Raw genomic sequence first — 17,120 nt, 5'->3', positions numbered from 1 at the left:
TCGTAGAGTCTCTTAAAGCATAAAGGCAATGCGCCAGTTAACGCTCACATGATCCGGGCCGAGCCAGTCGGGGTAGTGCAGCGGCGTGCCGACTGAAACCTGGCTGCTGTACCAGCGTCCTGTGCTGCTCAGCCCCACAGAGGCTCCCCATAACGTGCCGGAGGCAAAGCGGTCCTGACTGTCTTTTTCCAGCCAGCCGCCGTCAACGGCGACCGTTGCGCTCACCGCGCCAATCACCGGGAGGGTGAAGAGGGAGTAACCCAGCTCGTTACGCCAGTAGCCGCCGTTATCCCCGGACAGATACTGCTCTTTAAAACCACGCACGGAGCTTTCACCGCCGAGCGTCAGGCGCTCGGAGCCGTACAGCCTGTCAGGCGACCACTGGCCGTAGGCGCTGGTCAGCCACCAGGCGTTACGGGCGACAGGACGCTGGAAGCTGGCGTTCAGGCTCCATTTGCGGAATTCTGCCCGCGGCATATCGCCGGATTTATTTTCGTCGGTTTCGGCATTGAACCACGGCATGCCGTGGCTCCAGGTCGGGTTGAAGGTCGCCACGCCGCCCAGCATTTTTTGCGTGTGGGTAACCCCAAGGATCAGGCTGGAGAGATTGCGCGTGCTGCTCTGAAGCGGCGCGTCGTTAAGCCAGTTACGGCTTGAACGTTGAACCACGCCTGCCGCGATGCCGGTTTTCACATCCCCGTTGCGGAAAACTACCCACGACGCGTTGACGCGGTGGGTTTTGGTATCGCCCGTGGAGAGCCAGTTGAACCCCTGGTTATTGATGGTGGTGCGGTAGTTACTCCAGGCGTAGCTGTAGTCCAGCAAGCCATAGCCAAACGGCACGCTGACGCCCGCCTGAAAATTCTGCGCATCGTACGCGCTGGCAAAATCACTGCTGCGCCCGCCGCTGACAAACCATTTATCCGCCAGCCCCAGCATATTATTCGCGGTGAGTACGCCGTTCAGCTGGTCTTCACCGGTGCTCTTCTGGCCGCTATTATCCAGGCTTACGGATGCACTTAAGGGAAATTCCGGTTTTGCCGTGAGATTAACAATCGAATATCCGGCCTGCGTCCCCGGCAGAATTTCAATTTGAACCGGCTCGGCGCGCAAACGGTTTATTTGCTCCATGCCCTGTTCGATGTCGCGTAAATTAAGGATGCGTCCCACGCGCCCCGGAAACGCCATTTTCAGCATCCGCGGCGTTTCACCTTCCAGACGGATTGCTTCCAGCCGGCCTTCCAGTACAACAATATTCAGCTGACCACCGGAGAGATCCTGCTCGGTAAGAAAGGCGCGGCTGGTGATATATCCCCGGCTGATATACCAGTCAGAAATATGGGCCAGAAGCTCCGTTATTTTCGCCATATCCAGACACTGGCCCTGCCACGGCGCAACAAGGCTATGCTGGGTTTTTGGGGAGATTAAGGTCGCGCCGGAAAGCGTAATGTCGTTAATGGTGAAACAAGGCCCGGAGCCGGTAACAGTCCGTGGTCTGGCGGGTTCGGGCAGGAGAATACTCCGCTCAAGCTCTTCACGCTGTTGCTGGTTCTGGAGTAAAAGCTGTTGCTGTTGCTGTTGAATGGCATCGCGATCGGCTGGCGACAGCGGTGCAGCGTGAGCGCTTGCTGAAAATAGCGCAGCCAGGAACATAGCAATAGCATAATTTCTTAATGAAATTATTTTGTTTTTTATTTTAGACGTGTTCATCCATGCCACAAAATTAAGACGCAATTATAATTTGTACAATATAAGAGCATTCTTAAGGCGAGTATATCTAATTTAGGTTATGGCATCTTAAAAAAAGATTATTTTAGAAACGTAAGAAGTCGATTAACAAAAAATAAGAAATGTTTAACTCACTCTTAAATCTTAAGTTAGCTGTAATACATTAAATGTGCAGACGAAACGTTTTTCGCCATTCAGCAGGGCTTACCCCAAAGCGCGCCTTAAACTGCTGTCGCCAGGTGACGGCGGAATTAAATCCCACCAGCTCTGCCACGCTCTCAACGGGCATATTTCCGGCTTCAAGTAATATCTGGCTGCGCCGCAGGCGTTCGGCGGTAAGCCAGTCGGCGACGCTCATGCCCGTGGCTTTAATAAAATGGCGGGTCAGCGTGCGACGGCTCATCGAAACCACCTCTGCCAGCGAGTCCAGACTATGCGGTTCGTTGATGTGCTGCTGCAGGTAGTCAATCAGGCAGTTAATACGTGCGTCACGGGTATCTTTCGGAACCGGCTGGGCGATGAACTGCGCCTGCCCGCCCTCGCGATGAGGCGGCACAATCATCCGACGGGCAATCTGGTTGGCGACCACACTGCCAAAACGCTGGCGAATGATATACAGACAGCAGTCCAGCGCAGCCGCAGTACCGGCAGAGGTGATGATATTGCCGTCATCCACGTAGAGGGCATTGATATCCAGCTGGACGTCCGGAAAGAGCGACTGAAACTGATGTTCAAACTCCCAGTGGGTGGCGGCCCGTTTACCGTCGAGGATGCCCGCATAGGCCAGCACAAAAGACCCCAGACACAGGCCGACGATTTCCGCGCCGTTGTCTCTCGCCTGCACCAGGCTGTCGAGCAGCGCCTGAGGCGGACGCTCAAGGACGTGCTGCCAGTAGGGCACCACGACAATCTCGGCCTGCCCGATGGCGGTGTAATCCTGCGTGGCGTTGAGGGCGAAACCGTCTTTTGAGGTAAGAAACCCCGGCGTTTCGGCGCAGATCGTCACGTTAAAGCGCTTTTCGCCGGAGACCGAATCACCAAACAGAATGCAGGGAACAGAGTAGTGGAACGGGCTGAACCCGTCTACCGCGACAATCGCGACGTTGATTAGCGACATCTGTCTCTCCTTTCCCGTTAACGCACTCAGAATATAATGGTTTCGCCATCCTGGGGAATGCTCACCGCATCGCTCACCTGATTGGCCTCAACGTACTCACGCAGCGCGCTGCGGGTCAACAGGCAGTGGTTAATCGCCTCCATGTGGCTCGCGACGATTTTAGCCTGCGGCAGCAGGAAGTGGACGTTGAGCACATCCTCCTGCCCCATAATAATGGGCCCAAAGCCGATGACGTGGGCATACCCGGCGTTCAGTACCACTACATCCGGCTGGTGCTTTTGCAGATCGGCTGCCACCTCTTCGCGCCAGATGGTATCCCCGGCAAGATAGAGCGTCTTCTCTTCAGGATGACGCAGCACCACGCCACAGGCCTCGCCCAGCCGCTCCGCCAGCTCCGGCACGGCGTAAGCGCGGTCGGTACCGTGCTGGCCGCCGTCCGTTTTCGTAATCTGGATGTCGCCGAAGGTGGTCGCGTCGGTCATGACCGTCAGGTTGCTAAACCCCTGGCTGCGCAGCAGCGCGGCGTCGCGGTCGTTTTGCACGTAGATCGGTTTGTCTTTGGCGATCAGCTCCGCCGCAGTGCGATCCCAGTGATCGTCATGGGTATGGGTGACGATCACCGCGTCGGCGTCCAGCAGCGTGTTGACGTCAACGGGGAGTTCGGCCGTCGGGTTGCGAATATCGGCATGCGCCGTGCCGGGAAAGCCCGGATAAGCGCCTTTCGGTGCCAGCATCGGGTCGATTAAAAGGCGTTTTCCGGCGTAGGTAATCAGCTGGGTGGCGTTGCGAATGTGGGTAATGTTCATGGGCTATCCTCCGGTTGGTGTGATAAGGAGGATAGCCAGCCGCCGCGCGTCACGCTGTGGGTTAAAGGGCGATTACCGATGGATTCGGGCCAATTTCATCACCGCGTTTTCTGCCAGTGCCTTACCAGCCCGGCACCGCCCCGCCGTTAAAGATCGTCTCCGCCGCTTTCGCCACTTCAGGTGACTGATATGACTGGATAAATTCCTTCACGTTCTCGGCGTCTTTGTTGTCTTCTCGCGTCACCACGATGTTCACGTACGGCGAGTTTTTATCTTCGATAAAGACGCTGTCATGCACCGGCGACAGCCCGGTTTGCTGAATATAGGTGGTGCTAATGATGGCGACATCCACTTTCGGGTCGTCCAGCACGCGCGGCAGCTGCGCCCCTTCCAGTTCCATGATTTTCAGCTGTTTTGGGTTGGCGGTAATATCCAGCGCCGTCGGCAGCAGCCCGGTGTCCGGCTTCAGGGTAATGAGCTTCTCTTTTTGCAGCAGCAGCAGCGCGCGGCCTAGGTTGGTCGGATCGTTTGGAATGGCAATGGTCGCCCCGTCCTTCAGGTCAGACACGGATTTGATTTTGCGGGAATAGCCGGCCATCGGGAAAACAAAGGTGTTGGCCACGGCGACCAGCTTGTAGCCATGCGCCTTGTTATCTTCCGCAAGGAAAGGGCGATGCTGGAAGACGTTGGCATCCAGTTCCCCCTGGTTGGTGGCATCGTTGGGCAACAGCGAGCCGCTGAAGCCCACCAGCTCCACGTCCAGGCCATATTTTTCTTTCGCCACCTTTTTGGCGACTTCCGCCACGTCCTGTTCAGCGCCGTTGATGACGCCCACTTTTATGTGTTTGGCATCGCTGCCACTTTGATCGCACCCTGCCAGCAGCAGGCCAGCGAGTACCAGAGCACCCAATCGACGTTTCACGAGACAGATCCTTTTGCTGAATGTTGTAGTGACTATATCGACAACGAGGCGGTGAAATAAAAAACGAAAAAGAATCAATAAGAAGGATAAGTTATATGGGGGAATGCCGGCGTCACCCGGCAACAGGGATCATGACGTTGTCGTCCAGTCCTCGACGGCAAGCTCCTGCACCATTCTGAATGCACGATCGTTGGTCACAATCGTTGTCCCCCGGCTGATAGCATGTGCAGCGATCAGCTGATCGAGATCGCCCATCACTTTCCCTTTTTTCTCCATTGCGGCACGGAGTTCACCGTACGTTGCGGCGGCGTCACTGTCCCAGTCGCAAATCGTGATGGTATTGAGAAACTCCTGAATTGTTTCTTTCAATCTACTGCTTTTCTTCTTATCTGCGCCATATAGCAGTTCTGCTTCGGTAATGCTTGAGATACAAACGTCTCCCGGAGTCAGGCATGTCATTCTGCTTACAACCTCCGGGTGTCGTTTAAATAAGTGACTTACAATATTCGTATCCAGCATATGCCTCATGAACAGGCTCCATCCAGAGGGTCTCTTGTCGTAACACTCTGATTACGTTCCTCTTTGCTCAGAAACGAATCCGGTACGTCCGTAACTGCCAGCAGACGGAAAAAATTATCCCAACTCTTTGTCTGAACAGGTTTTGCCGCCAAAACAACATTCCCTTCCTCATCCCGCCGGATGTAGACACTCTCCGTATCAAACGCGAATTCAGCAGGCAGCATCACGGCCTGATTTCGCCCCTTTTTGAAGAGTTTTGCTGTCCGTTCCATTGACATCTCCATGCTTTATTTGACCAGGCCAAAGCATGCGCCAGGGCCTGAAAAGAAGACAAGCAGCATGCTTCAAATTAGGAAAGCGACTCGCAATAAATAGCAGAATCCATAATCACCGCAGCGGACTTAAAGCGCTTTCGCCAGATAATGCCGCTGCATGCCCGGATAAAGATAATCCTGCAAAGACATCTGCAGCTGGTACCCCTGTTTTTCATAGAACGGGCGCGCCTGGAAGCTGGCGGTATCCACCAGCGCGTGCTTGCAGCCTTTGCGTCTGGCTTCCTCTTCGGCCGTTTTGATAAGCTGGCTACCCACGCCGTTACCCCGCACGGTGTCACTCACCCAGAGAAAGTCGATATTCAGCCAGTCGCCTTTACGCACGCCTATTAGCCCGCCGAGCATGACGCCTTTATCGTCACGCACGTAAACGCCAATATCGCCGCTAAAGTTAGTCAGATCGAGAAACTGTCCGTTAAAAGCCCTCAGTCCCGTTAGTAACTCCTCTTTCTCCTGCGTCGTGACGTTATCAGTAATGCTCAGATGCATATTTTTCTCCTTATTTTTTCTGCCGTTTCACTATCGCATACCCACACCCTGGAGAAAATTCATACTTTCGGCTGGCGTCGTAACACTGAAGGTAACGATATATTTCATGGGAAGCCTGTGACTTCTCAAGGGGGTTTTGATGAAAGCTGCGCACCTGGTCTGCCTGCTGGTTTGTCTGCTCTTCGCCGCGTTCGTCCATGCCCAGGAAAAGGATGACCCAGCGAAAGAGGCGCAAATAAAGCAGCAGGTTATGAAAGATATTAAGAAAGCCTGTACGCCACAGAAAAAACAGAGCGATAAGGCCTGGCAGGAGATGATTTTGTCGTCGGAGGCCAACCAGCTGCTGATCAAAAATGCCGTTACCGCCGTGAAGCGCGACAACCCGGACGCCTACTGGGATGCAGTCAGTCAGGTGGATTGTATGGAAGATTACTGAGTTCTCGCCGGGCGGCGCTGCGCTCACCCGGCCTGGAAAATGTTTTACCGCTTCCGCACATCCGGAATAATCAAATCCCCACGCAGAACATAGGACCCGAGCATCTGCGTTTTCTCGGTCAGCCAGCTCACGATACGCGCTGCCATGGCGTCCATTGAATACTCGATGGCCGGGATCACCGGAATACCCGGCAGATGCAGCGATCCGCCCAGGCTGAAGACCATGATGTCGTCCGGCACCGATTTATTAAACGCCTGAAGCTGCGGGATGACCCGCTGGGCTTCCTGCTCGTCCGCCACCAGCAGCGCGTTGAAATTGAGAGTACTGGCGTTGTTGAGCAACTCCTGCAGCGCTACGGATGAGGATGTCGCGTCCATAAAGACCAGGTTGCGATTAAAGGGCAGGAAGTTTTTCTCCAGCGCGTGCTTGTAGCCAAGCAGCACCTGGTCGGCAAACCCGCTACCGTGCGGGTGGATCAGGGCAATCTGGCGACGTCCCTGGCTGGTGAGATAGTTACAGGCGGTTTCGGCGGCAAAGGCGTGGTCGAACTGGATGCTGTTGGTGTTTTCAGCTTCCATACAGTCAACCAGAATGACGTTTTCCATCTCCACGTCCAGCGGGAAACGCGCGCCAATCACCAGGATGTCGTCACACAGGCCGCAGGAGAGTTCTTCGAGCGCGTTCATCACTTCCGCTTTGCTATGGGCGAAGCGCAGCAGCAGGTGTTTTTGATGCTGGCTGAGCTGTTTTTCCAGCGCGTACAGATAACCGGTGGTCTGGTTAATATTTTCCTGTGCGCAAATCACCCCAATGCAGCCCGTCGACTGGCTCAGCAGCGACTGGGCAATCACGTTGGGACGATAGTTCAGCTCATCCGCTGCCTTCAGAACGGCCTGACGGCTGGCTTCCTTTACGCCACGTGACCCACTCAACACTCGCGATACCGTGGCTTTAGACACCCCGGCAAGACGTGATACATCATTGATTGTCGACATCTCTTTCCCCTGGCAGGCTGACTTCGTGCCTGCAAATTCCATCACCGCTACGGCTCATATTATAGCCAGAACGGAGTATATCCGTTTCCGTTTTCCATGGAAACCGATTTTCCGTTTCCACTCAAAATGACGTAAAAACAGCCAAATTATGTGACCCACATCCGGTTAATTAGCCTCATAAGTAACGGATCTTGATGGTTGTCACACTTCTGTCTTTTATGAATGGAAACCGGTTTCCGTATCATGTCCAATCATCCTCGCAATAACTTTTTACATTTAGAGGATGGTTGTCGATGTTCAAGATTATGCTGTGCTGTTCTGCCGGGATGTCCACCAGCCTGTTAGTCAGCAAAATGGTCGATGTCGCGAAAGAACGTGGTGTGCCGGTGAAGATAGATGCGTACGGTGTTTCCGAATTTGATACGCAGTTTCCGCAATACCAGGTGGTACTTCTCGGACCGCAAGTGAAATACATGTTACAGACACTCTCAGACAAGGCGGCGACGCATGGCATTCCGGTGCAGCCCATCGACATGATGGACTACGGCATGCAGCGTGGCGATAAAGTACTGGACTATGCTCTGTCGCTCATCGAAGCGGCACACTAAAAGGTGTTCACATGAGTTCGTTATATCAATCCATGGTCGCGGTGATTGAGCAGTCAATTACCCCGCTGGCCGCAAAGCTGGGTCAGCAAAAGTATGTGATTGCCATCCGCGACGGTTTTACCGCCGCGCTGCCGTTTATGATCATCGGCTCGTTTATGCTGGTGTTCATCTTCCCGCCGTTCTCGGCGGATACCACCAACAGCTTCGCCCGCGGCTGGCTGGATTTCTCCCAGACCTACCGCGAGCAGCTGATGCTGCCGTTTAACCTCAGCATGGGCGTCATGACCTTCTTCATCTCGGTGGGGATTGGGGCGAGCCTGGGGCGTCAGTTTAACCTCGACCCGGTGATGTCCGGCCTGCTGGCCTTTATGGCCTTCCTGCTGGTCGCCGCGCCGTATGCCGATGGCAAAATCTCGACCCAGTATCTCTCCGGTCAGGGCATCTTCACCGCGCTAATCACCGCCATCTACTCCACCCGCGTCTATGCGTGGCTGAAGCAGAACAACGTGACCATCCGCCTGCCAAAGGAAGTGCCAACCGGCGTGGCGCGCTCGTTCGAAATCCTGATCCCGGTGATGGTGGTGATCGGTACGCTGCACCCGCTGAACCTGTTCATTGAAGCGCAGACCGGGATGATCATCCCGCAGGCGATCATGCACCTGCTGGAGCCGCTGGTATCCGCGTCTGACTCCCTGCCCGCGATTCTGCTCTCCGTGCTGCTGTGCCAGATCTTCTGGTTCGCCGGTATTCACGGCTCGCTGATTGTCACCGGCATCATGAACCCGTTCTGGATGGCGAACCTCTCTGCAAACCAGGCGGCACTCGCCGCAGGCGCGGCGCTGCCGCACGTTTACCTGCAGGGCTTCTGGGATCACTACCTGCTGATTGGCGGCGTAGGCTCCACGCTGCCGCTGGCCTTCCTGCTGCTGCGCAGCCGCGTTACCCACCTGCGCACCATCGGCAAAATGGGCGTTGTGCCAAGCTTCTTTAACATCAACGAACCGATTCTGTTCGGCGCGCCGATCATCATGAACCCGATGCTGTTTATCCCGTTCGTGTTTGTTCCGTTGGTCAACGCCTGCCTGGCGTACGGTGCAACCAAACTCGGCTGGCTGGCACAGGTTGTGTCGTTGACCCCGTGGACCACCCCTGCACCGATTGGTGCCTCGTGGGCGGCGAACTGGGCGCTGAGCCCGGTGGTGATGTGCCTGGTCTGTATGGTGATGTCCGCGCTGATGTACCTGCCGTTCCTGCGCGCCTATGAGCGTACGCTCATCAAAAATGAAGAGCAGAAGGCCCAGGCAACCGTCGGTACCGCTGAAGCGACAAGCAATTAAGTCAAAGAGGAGTGGTCATGAAATACGCATTTCCCGATAACTTCTGGTGGGGCAGCGCAAGCTCTGCTCTCCAGACCGAAGGGGCAAGAGAGGGGGAAACCACGTGGGATTACTGGTTTGCCCGCGAGCCGAACCGTTTTCACAACGGCGTGGGGCCGCAGCAGACCTCCACGTTTTATCAGCACTGGAAAACGGACATTCAGCTGTTAAAGCAGCTGAACCACAACAGCTTTCGTACCTCGATTAGCTGGGCGCGCCTGATCCCCGACGGTATCGGTGAAGTGAACCCGGAAGCGGTCGATTTTTACAATCAGGTCATTGATGAGCTGAATGAACAGGGCATTACACCGTTTATCACCCTGTTCCATTTCGACATGCCGATGGCGATGCAGGAGATTGGCGGCTGGGAAAATCGCGACGTGGTGGATGCTTACGCCCGCTATGCGCAGATCTGCTTTGAGCTGTTTGGCGATCGCGTGCTGCACTGGTTTACCTTCAACGAGCCGATCGTGCCGGTGGAAGGCGGTTATCTGTACGATTTCCACTACCCGAACGTGGTGGATTTTCGTCGGGCAGCCACCGTGGCATATCACACCGTGCTGGCCCATGCGAAGGCGGTTCAGGCTTACCGCGCCGGGCATTACGCGGGGGAGATTGGCATCGTGCTGAACCTGACGCCGTCCTACCCGCGCTCGCAGAACCCGGCGGACGTGAAGGCGGCGCACATTGCGGACCTGATGTTTAACCGCAGCTTCCTCGACCCGGTGCTGCGCGGTGAATACCCGGCGGACCTGGTGGCGCTGCTGAAAGCGTACGATCAGCTGCCTGCCTGCAAGCCGGAAGACAGCGCCCTGATCGCGGAAGGGAAAATCGATCTGCTCGGCATTAACTACTATCAGCCGCGTCGCGTGAAGTGTCGCGACAGCGCGGTGAACCCGCAGGCGCCGTTTATGCCGGAATGGTTCTTTGATAGCTACGAGATGCCGGGCCGCAAGATGAACCCGTACCGCGGCTGGGAAATCTACGAGCCGGGTATTTACGATATTCTGGTTAACCTGCGCGACAATTACGGCAACCCACGCTGCTTTATTTCTGAAAACGGCATGGGCGTCGAAAACGAGCAGCGCTTTATTGAAAACGGCCAGATTAACGATCAATACCGCATCGACTTTATTTCCGAACATCTAGCCTGGCTGCATACAGGCATTAGCGAAGGGTGTAATTGCCTTGGCTACCATATGTGGACGTTTATTGATAACTGGTCGTGGTGTAATGCCTATAAAAATCGCTACGGATTTATCCAGCTCGATTTTAAAACGCAGCAGCGCACCATCAAGAAAAGCGGAGAGTGGTTTGCCGCCACCGCCTTAAATAATAGTTTTGAAAAAGAGTAATAATGATGATCGCATTAGAAGAAGCCGTAATGGAAATTATCGTCAATGCCGGACAGTCCCGCAGCCTGTGCTTTGAAGCCCTGCACGCGGCGCGTCAGGGCAACTTTGACGAGGCCAAAAGCCTGCTGCGCGAAGCCGACGGCTACGCGCGCCAGGCGCACAAGATGCAGACCAAACTGATCGAGCAGGATGCGGGCGAAGGCCGCCAGCCGATGACGTTAATCATGGTGCACGCGCAGGATCATTTAATGAATTCCTTATTAGCGCGTGAATTGTCTGAAGAAATTATTCATTTATATCAGAGATAGTCTATGGCGAAATAAAGTTAATGTAATACCTCTGTACCCTAAATAGAGATCCACTTGTTCTGATGATAGCGACATACTCTGTCAGATCGGAGCGGGATGGTTATTGTCTGAATAAAATTAAACTATATTGAGATAACCATGAATACGATTAAAAAACTTCCATTAACCATGGCGGTTATCGCCGCGCTTTGCCCAATTTCTGTACTCGCACAAGAATTTACGCAGGAGCAAATCGACGCCATTGTGGCAAAAGCGGTGGATAAAGCCCTCGCCGAGCGTCAGGCCAAAATGGATGCCGCGGTTGCGAAAAAAGCGGACGTGGTGACCGAGCCGCAAAGCGCGGCGCAATCTCCCGATATGGCGATCCCGTTCGGGATTAAATTTACCGGCTACGCCCGCTACGGCGCGCACTTCCAGGCCGCCGATCAGAAATACGTGGCGGTGGACGGCTCCTACAACGGCGCGTCCGCGATTGGTCGTCTGGGCAACGAAGGCAACGGCGGGGAATTCCAGCTCTCCAAGGCCTTCAAGGGGGACAACGGCACCATCTGGGACATCAACGTGATGATCGACCACTGGGGCGACGAAGTTAACCTGAAAAAAGCCTACGCGGGGGTGACCAACATTATGGCCTCCAACCCGAACGCCTACTTCTGGGCCGGTCGTGACTTCCACCAGCGTCCGCAGCAGGGCATCAACGATTACTTCTGGATGAACCACGACGGCCAGGGCGCCGGGGTGAAAAACTTCGACATCGGCGGCGTGCAGTTTGACGTAGCCGCCGTGGCGGCGGTGGAATCCTGTAGTCCGGAAGTAATGGAAGATGAAGCGAACCCGTCGCGCATCACCTGTACCGGCGGTTCCGGCACGGGCGATAAAGGCAACTACGCGGCCACCTCGAAAATCCACGGCATGAAGGTCGGTCCGCTGGATCTGGAGCTGTACGCCAACTACGGCTTTGATTCAAAAGCGGTGGAGAGCGATGAGCGTCTGAACGCCTGGCAGGGCGGCGTGGTGCTGAGCCACACCAACGACAGCGGCGTGAACAAGGTCATCGCCCGCTACTCCGATAACGCGGACAACAGCGTATTCAACAAAACAGAGGATCTGACCACGGTCTACGCCAGCTTCGAAGGGCTTTACAAATTCACTCAGGCCACGCAGGTGGAGTACATCCTCGCCTTCCACGACTACGATAACAGCCGTGATAAGACCGATAATCGCAAGAACTACAACGCCATCGTGCGTCCGATGCACTGGTGGAACGACGTTCACTCCACCTGGCTGGAAGCGGGCTGGCAGCACGTTGATTACGACAACGGCGGCGACAACAAGGGCTGGAAGCTGACCCTGTCGCAGAACATGTCTATCGCCATGGGGCCGGAGTTCCGTCCGATGCTGCGCTTCTACGTGACCGGCGGCAAGGTGGATAACGAACGCACCGCGCGCGTGAACAACACCAAAGACGAAACGCTCGACGACTTCAACGTTGGCGCGATGTGGGAGGCGTGGTTCTAGTACAGCGCCGTTTATTTCGCCCGGCGGCGCTGCGCTTGCACGGGCCTACACAACCTTGTAGGCCGGGTAAGCGCAGCGCCACCCGGCAAGATCCCATGTTATGCTACAAAAAAACCAACATAACAGGGGAGAACATGGGTTCCACACGCAAAGGGATGCTAAACGTCCTGATCGCCGCCGTTTTATGGGGCAGTTCCGGGGTTTGTGCACAGTACATCATGGAGAAAAGCCACATTTCTTCGCCTTACCTGACCATGATTCGCCTGCTGTTTACCGGCGTGATCCTCCTGACGCTCTCCTTCGTTCACGGCGACAAGATTTTCTCGGTCATCAAGCATCGCAAAGACGCTCTCAGCCTGCTGTTTTTCTCGCTGGTCGGCGCGCTCACCGTGCAGCTCACCTTCCTGCTGACGATTGAAAAATCCAACGCCGCTACCGCCACCGTGCTGCAGTTTCTGTCGCCGACCATCATCGTGGCGTGGTTCGCCCTGGCGCGGAAAACGCGTCCCGGCGTGTTTGTCCTGTCAGCGATTTTTACGTCGCTGATCGGTACTTTCCTGTTGGTCACCCACGGCGATCCGACTTCGCTCTCCATCTCGCCTGCCGCGCTGTTCTTCGGCATCGCTTCGGCGTTTGCCGCCGCGTTTTATACGACCTATCCGTCAGCGCTGATTGCCCGCTACGGTACGCTGCCAATTGTCGGCTGGAGTATGCTGATTGCGGGATTGATGCTGACGCCGTTCTACGCCGGACGCGGGACCACCTTTGTGATTGACGGCGGCCTGCTGCTGGCGTTTTTCTACCTGGTGGTGATCGGCACGGCGCTGACGTTCAGCCTGTATCTGAAGGGCGCGCAGATGATCGGCGGGCCGAAGGCGAGCATTCTGAGCTGCGCCGAGCCGCTGAGCAGCGCGCTGCTGTCGGTGGTGTTGCTGGGCGTGGCGTTCACCCTGCCGGACTGGCTGGGGACGCTGCTGATTGTGTCGTCGGTGGTGCTGATTTCGATGGATTCGAGAAGACGGGTGAAGGCATCGGCATGATCTACGAATAATAGTGATAGCGGCACATTAAAATAGTGAGAGCGCTATCCGACACCCCGTAAACCAGACGGTCAGTATCATTGATTCGGCGGAACCAGTATCCGGAAAGATTACCCTTAAGCGGTTCCGGCTTACCCAGGCCATTAAAGGGTTGACGCTTCGCATCTTCAATCAATTTATTGATTCTGCGAAGCGTTTTCTTATCCTGCTCCTGCCACCACAGGTAATCATCCCAGCCGTTATCAGTCCAAATCAGTAGCCTGGTCATCTATCAAATCCCTCTGCGTGGTTTTTCCGGTATTTACCTGTGCGATTGACTCCATCAGTCGACTGGCATTGGCAGGCGAACTCATCAGATGGATGGTTTCCATCATCGAGTTGTAGTGCTGTAAAGACATCACCACCGCATCCCCCCCGTTTCGGCGGCTGATGATGGTGGTCTCCACGTTGTCATTCACGTCGTCCAACACATCTTTGAGTCGGCTTCGTGCTTCGGTAAAAGTCACAACCTGCATATTTCCTCCTGTACAAGTTACGGTACAAGTATATCGATGGGGTGACTATTAATCAATCAGCGCGCCTTCACCTTCCCCGCCACCAGCAGCGCCGTCAGCAACATCAGCGTACCGGAAATCACCAGCGGCGAGGTCAGCCCCAGGTGGTCGAGCGCTACGCCACCCACCGCCGCGCCGCAGGTGTTCGCCAGCTGGATCACCGCCACCTGAATCGACCCGGCTTTTTCCGCCTGATCGGCAAGCGTTCGGGTGATCCACGTCGACCAGCCCACCGGCACCAGCGCAAAGGCAAAGCCCCAGATAATAGCGATCGCCGACGCTACCCACTTGTCGCTGCCCCACAGCACCAGCACCGTGGCACTGACAGCCAGCACCAGCGGCGCGCCCGCCAGAGCGACCTTCAGGGAGCGTTTCAGGAACTGCGACGACAGCGAGGTGCCGACAAAGCTGGCGATACCGAAGCTCAGCAGCACCAGCGTCAGGCCGTCGACGTCAAAGCCCGCCATAGTCATAAATACCGGGCGGATGTAGGTAAAGAAGGCAAACTGTCCGGCAAAGGCCATGAAGATGGCGGTCATCCCCGCCAGCACGCCGGGGCGCTTCAGCAGCGCGAACATGTTCTGCTTATGATGCGCCGCCTCGCCCGGCAGCGACGGCAGCGCCTTCCACACCCAGATAATGCACAGCACGCCCATCACCGCCGCGGCGTTAAAGACGTTACGCCAGCCGATAATCCCACCGAGGAAGCTGCCGAGCGGCGCGGCAATCACCAGCGCAATAGACACCGCACCGAAGATGACGGAAAGCGCTTTTGGCACCGTGCGCGCGGGCACCAGGCGCATGGTCAGCGAGGCCGACATCGCCCAAAATCCGCCGAGCCCAAGCCCGAGACAGGCGCGACCGAGCAGCAGCAGGGTGAAGCTTTCCGCGAAGGAGACCAGCAGGCAGGAGAGCGTCAGCAGCACGCTGAACAGAATGACCACTTTGCGGCGGTCAATAGAACCAATCACCTGGGTGATAAACAGGCTGGCGAACATCGCCACGAAGGCGGTGACGGTAACGGACTGGCCCGCCACGCCCTCGGAAATACCCAGATCCTGCGCCATCGGTGTCAGGAGGCTCACCGGCAGAAACTCAACGGTAATCAGGCAGGCGACGCAGAACGCCACGGAGAAAACCGCCGACCAGTTGGGGCGCGAAACCTCTTTTGTCTGCGGTCTGGTCGTGGGCTGGATATGTTCTGTCATGGCGTCACCTGAAGAAAAAAACGTGCGGAAAAGTCGCGCAGTTTATCATCAAAAGTGTGACGAATTTAACGATTTGACAACTTTTGTCGTTTTTACAGGGGATCAGTGCAGGTAAAACACGCCCTCTTCCGGCAGGAAAAGCTGGTTGTAGCGCAGCTGGAAGGCGTTAAGCTCCTGCGGATCGGGCTCCATCTCGCGCATAAAGCCGAGGGCGAGGCGGATTTGTGCATCGGTGATCGGCGCGGCCAGGCGGGCTTTACGCAGCATACGGTGCCAGGTATGCAAATTCTCTTCGCTACCGTCGACAATGCAGACCTGCCAGATGAGCAGCACCTGCGCGGCGTTTTGCAGATGCGCTTCGTCAGGTCGCTCAAGGTAGCGGATAAACTCATTGCCCGGCGTTTTACCAAACTGATCGATCATCGACTCAACCGGCATCGGGGTAATCCCCAGCCGTTCGCTTAAACGTTTGATGGCGCGGCGGGAATCTGAGGTCAGGACGCGAAACCCAACCACAAACACCACGGCAAGCGTTGCCAGCATTATCCAGACCATGCGTTCTCCTTAGACTAGCCGCTCATCATAGCGGGAAACGCACCGTGTCGACAGCGGGTACGGCCAGAATAGTGAACCGAAAAAAGCTGGATAAATGCGATGAAAGCAATCCCGCGCAGGCGTGGCTGCGCGGGCTGTTGCTGGAGACCAGTTAGCGAGCCTGAAGCCCCTTCAGCAGCGCCTCGTGGAAGCGTGCGGGATCCTGCATCTGCGGCGCGTGGCCCATGTCGTTAAATTCCACCAGCGTCGCGTGGGGAATGCGTTTCGCCGTCTCTTTACCCAGCACCGCATAGTTGCCGAGCGTCTTGCGGATCTCCGGCGGGGCGAGATCTTTCCCGATGGCGGTGTTGTCCTTCGTGCCGATCATCAATAATACCGGCATCTTCAGGTCGCTAAATTCGTAGATCACCGGCTGGGTGTAGATCATGTCGTAGAGCAGCGCCGAGTTCCAGGCCACGCGTTCTTTACCCGGCCCGTTGTTCAGCCCGGCAAGCATGGTCACCCAGCGCTCGTATTCCGGCTTCCACTCCCCGGCGTAGTAGGTGTTTTTCTCGTACTGGCGAATGCCGTCGGCGCTGACCTTCAGCTCGCGCTGGTACCACTGGTCGACCGTAATATGCGGCACGCCGCGCGCTTTCCAGTCTTCCAGGCCTATCGGATTGACCATCACCAGCTGTTCCACCTGCTGCGGCCACATCAGCGCGTAGCGGGTCGCCAGCATGCCGCCGGTCGAGTGGCCGATGACCGTCACGCGATCGACGCCGAGCGATTTCAGCAGCGCGTGGGTGTTATCCGCCAGCTGCTGGAAGGTGTACTGATACCGCTCCGGCTTGGTGGATTTACAGAAGCCGATCTGGTCGGGAGCAATCACCCGATACCCGCTGGCTGAAAGCGCGCGGATCGTACCGTCCCATGTACCGGCGCAGAAGTTTTTGCCGTGCATCAGCACCACGGTGCGGCCATTGGGGTTTTCCGGCTTAACGTCCAGGTAGGCCATATCCAGAGGCTGGTTTTGCGAGGTAAAGGTAAAGTGTTTTACCGGCCAACCGTAGTCAAAACCCTCCAGCTTCTCGCCGTAGCCAGGGGCATCCGCAGCCATTGCGGGGGAGGCCAGCGCCATCAGCAGCGCCAGGCAGGACAATCGTCGGGTCAACATGCAGGTTCTCCGTTAGCAAAGGGGCTAAGGCTGCACGAAAGGCGGCAGCAAAAACACTGTAGAGCATGGAGAGGAGCGGGTGTGTAAAACGGGGTAAA

At 56.0% G+C, this 17,120-nt stretch carries 20 protein-coding genes; 7 read left to right on the top strand and 13 right to left on the bottom strand.

The features are described 5' to 3' along the window. Positions 1-12: 12 nt before the first annotated feature. From D5066_RS18115 to D5066_RS18085, 7 genes are all read right to left on the bottom strand, one after another. Positions 13-1,653 carry a ShlB/FhaC/HecB family hemolysin secretion/activation protein gene (locus D5066_RS18115; RefSeq protein WP_119916770.1) on the bottom strand — a complete coding sequence of 547 codons (1,641 nt, stop codon included), beginning with the start codon at positions 1,651-1,653 and terminating at the stop codon, positions 13-15. Between the two features lie 238 nt (positions 1,654-1,891). After that, positions 1,892-2,845, bottom strand: a complete 954-nt coding sequence (locus D5066_RS18110; protein ID WP_119916769.1) for a GlxA family transcriptional regulator — start codon at positions 2,843-2,845, stop codon at positions 1,892-1,894. Positions 2,846-2,871: 26 nt separating this feature from the next. Continuing rightward, positions 2,872-3,651 (bottom strand): MBL fold metallo-hydrolase, encoded by a 780-nt coding sequence (locus tag D5066_RS18105; protein ID WP_119916768.1) that lies wholly within the window; start codon positions 3,649-3,651, stop codon positions 2,872-2,874. Between the two features lie 121 nt (positions 3,652-3,772). Next, a complete protein-coding gene (gene nlpA / locus D5066_RS18100) occupies positions 3,773-4,573 on the bottom strand; it encodes a lipoprotein NlpA (RefSeq protein ID WP_008500128.1) in 801 nt (266 codons plus the stop codon). 129 nt (positions 4,574-4,702) lie between these two features. After that, entirely contained in the window at positions 4,703-5,101 is a 399-nt protein-coding gene (locus D5066_RS18095) for a type II toxin-antitoxin system VapC family toxin (RefSeq protein ID WP_080329792.1), read from the bottom strand. Then, the gene (locus D5066_RS18090) at positions 5,098-5,364 is read right to left on the bottom strand and encodes an antitoxin (RefSeq protein ID WP_080329791.1); all 267 of its coding nucleotides are present in this window, start codon (positions 5,362-5,364) and stop codon (positions 5,098-5,100) included. The genes D5066_RS18095 and D5066_RS18090 overlap by 4 nt, the downstream gene beginning before the upstream one ends. A gap of 129 nt (positions 5,365-5,493) precedes the next feature. Beyond that, positions 5,494-5,913, bottom strand: a complete 420-nt coding sequence (locus D5066_RS18085; RefSeq protein WP_119916767.1) for a GNAT family N-acetyltransferase — start codon at positions 5,911-5,913, stop codon at positions 5,494-5,496. A 139-nt stretch (positions 5,914-6,052) separates the two neighbouring features. Between D5066_RS18085 and D5066_RS18080 the strand changes: the two genes are divergently transcribed. Further along, positions 6,053-6,349 (top strand): YicS family protein, encoded by a 297-nt coding sequence (locus D5066_RS18080; protein ID WP_119916765.1) that lies wholly within the window; start codon positions 6,053-6,055, stop codon positions 6,347-6,349. A 44-nt stretch (positions 6,350-6,393) separates the two neighbouring features. On the opposite strand, the gene D5066_RS18075 is transcribed toward D5066_RS18080, so the two are convergent. Then, positions 6,394-7,344, bottom strand: a complete 951-nt coding sequence (locus D5066_RS18075; protein ID WP_119916764.1) for a LacI family DNA-binding transcriptional regulator — start codon at positions 7,342-7,344, stop codon at positions 6,394-6,396. 293 nt (positions 7,345-7,637) lie between these two features. On the opposite strand from D5066_RS18075, the gene D5066_RS18070 reads away from it, so the two are divergent. The 6 genes from D5066_RS18070 to D5066_RS18045 all read left to right on the top strand — a co-directional run bounded on the left by D5066_RS18070 (position 7,638) and on the right by D5066_RS18045 (position 13,549). After that, positions 7,638-7,952, top strand: coding sequence for a PTS sugar transporter subunit IIB (locus D5066_RS18070; protein WP_119916762.1), 315 nt, complete (start codon positions 7,638-7,640; stop codon positions 7,950-7,952). Positions 7,953-7,963: 11 nt separating this feature from the next. Beyond that, entirely contained in the window at positions 7,964-9,289 is a 1,326-nt protein-coding gene (locus D5066_RS18065) for a PTS sugar transporter subunit IIC (RefSeq protein WP_119916761.1), read from the top strand. Between the two features lie 17 nt (positions 9,290-9,306). After that, a complete protein-coding gene (gmuD, locus tag D5066_RS18060) occupies positions 9,307-10,683 on the top strand; it encodes a 6-phospho-beta-glucosidase GmuD (RefSeq protein WP_119916759.1) in 1,377 nt (458 codons plus the stop codon). A gap of 5 nt (positions 10,684-10,688) precedes the next feature. Continuing rightward, positions 10,689-10,991, top strand: a complete 303-nt coding sequence (locus D5066_RS18055; protein WP_176212971.1) for a PTS lactose/cellobiose transporter subunit IIA — start codon at positions 10,689-10,691, stop codon at positions 10,989-10,991. Between the two features lie 138 nt (positions 10,992-11,129). Continuing rightward, a complete protein-coding gene (locus D5066_RS18050) occupies positions 11,130-12,509 on the top strand; it encodes a carbohydrate porin (RefSeq protein WP_119916758.1) in 1,380 nt (459 codons plus the stop codon). Between the two features lie 134 nt (positions 12,510-12,643). Further along, positions 12,644-13,549, top strand: a complete 906-nt coding sequence (locus D5066_RS18045; RefSeq protein ID WP_119916757.1) for an EamA family transporter — start codon at positions 12,644-12,646, stop codon at positions 13,547-13,549. Position 13,550: 1 nt separating this feature from the next. On the opposite strand, the gene D5066_RS18040 is transcribed toward D5066_RS18045, so the two are convergent. From D5066_RS18040 to D5066_RS18020, 5 genes are all read right to left on the bottom strand, one after another. Then, the gene (locus D5066_RS18040; RefSeq protein WP_119916755.1) at positions 13,551-13,817 is read right to left on the bottom strand and encodes a Txe/YoeB family addiction module toxin; all 267 of its coding nucleotides are present in this window, start codon (positions 13,815-13,817) and stop codon (positions 13,551-13,553) included. Continuing rightward, the gene (locus D5066_RS18035; RefSeq protein WP_080329782.1) at positions 13,792-14,064 is read right to left on the bottom strand and encodes a type II toxin-antitoxin system Phd/YefM family antitoxin; all 273 of its coding nucleotides are present in this window, start codon (positions 14,062-14,064) and stop codon (positions 13,792-13,794) included. Before D5066_RS18035 ends, D5066_RS18040 begins: the two co-directional genes overlap by 26 nt. A gap of 56 nt (positions 14,065-14,120) precedes the next feature. After that, positions 14,121-15,311: a purine ribonucleoside efflux pump NepI gene (gene nepI, locus D5066_RS18030; RefSeq protein ID WP_119916754.1), complete on the bottom strand. Its 1,191-nt coding sequence runs from the start codon at positions 15,309-15,311 to the stop codon at positions 14,121-14,123. A 102-nt stretch (positions 15,312-15,413) separates the two neighbouring features. Then, complete coding sequence (locus D5066_RS18025; protein ID WP_014830062.1) at positions 15,414-15,866, bottom strand: DUF1198 domain-containing protein; 453 nt, start codon at positions 15,864-15,866, stop codon at positions 15,414-15,416. Positions 15,867-16,017: 151 nt separating this feature from the next. Next, positions 16,018-17,022: an alpha/beta fold hydrolase gene (locus D5066_RS18020; protein ID WP_119916753.1), complete on the bottom strand. Its 1,005-nt coding sequence runs from the start codon at positions 17,020-17,022 to the stop codon at positions 16,018-16,020. Positions 17,023-17,120: the final 98 nt, after the last annotated feature.

Origin of the sequence: Enterobacter chuandaensis, assembly GCF_003594915.1 — a bacterium.
GTDB classification, from domain to species: domain Bacteria; phylum Pseudomonadota; class Gammaproteobacteria; order Enterobacterales; family Enterobacteriaceae; genus Enterobacter; species Enterobacter chuandaensis.
The sequence above is the reverse complement of the archived record's forward strand: the minus strand, read 5'-3'. Positions and strand labels throughout refer to the sequence as shown.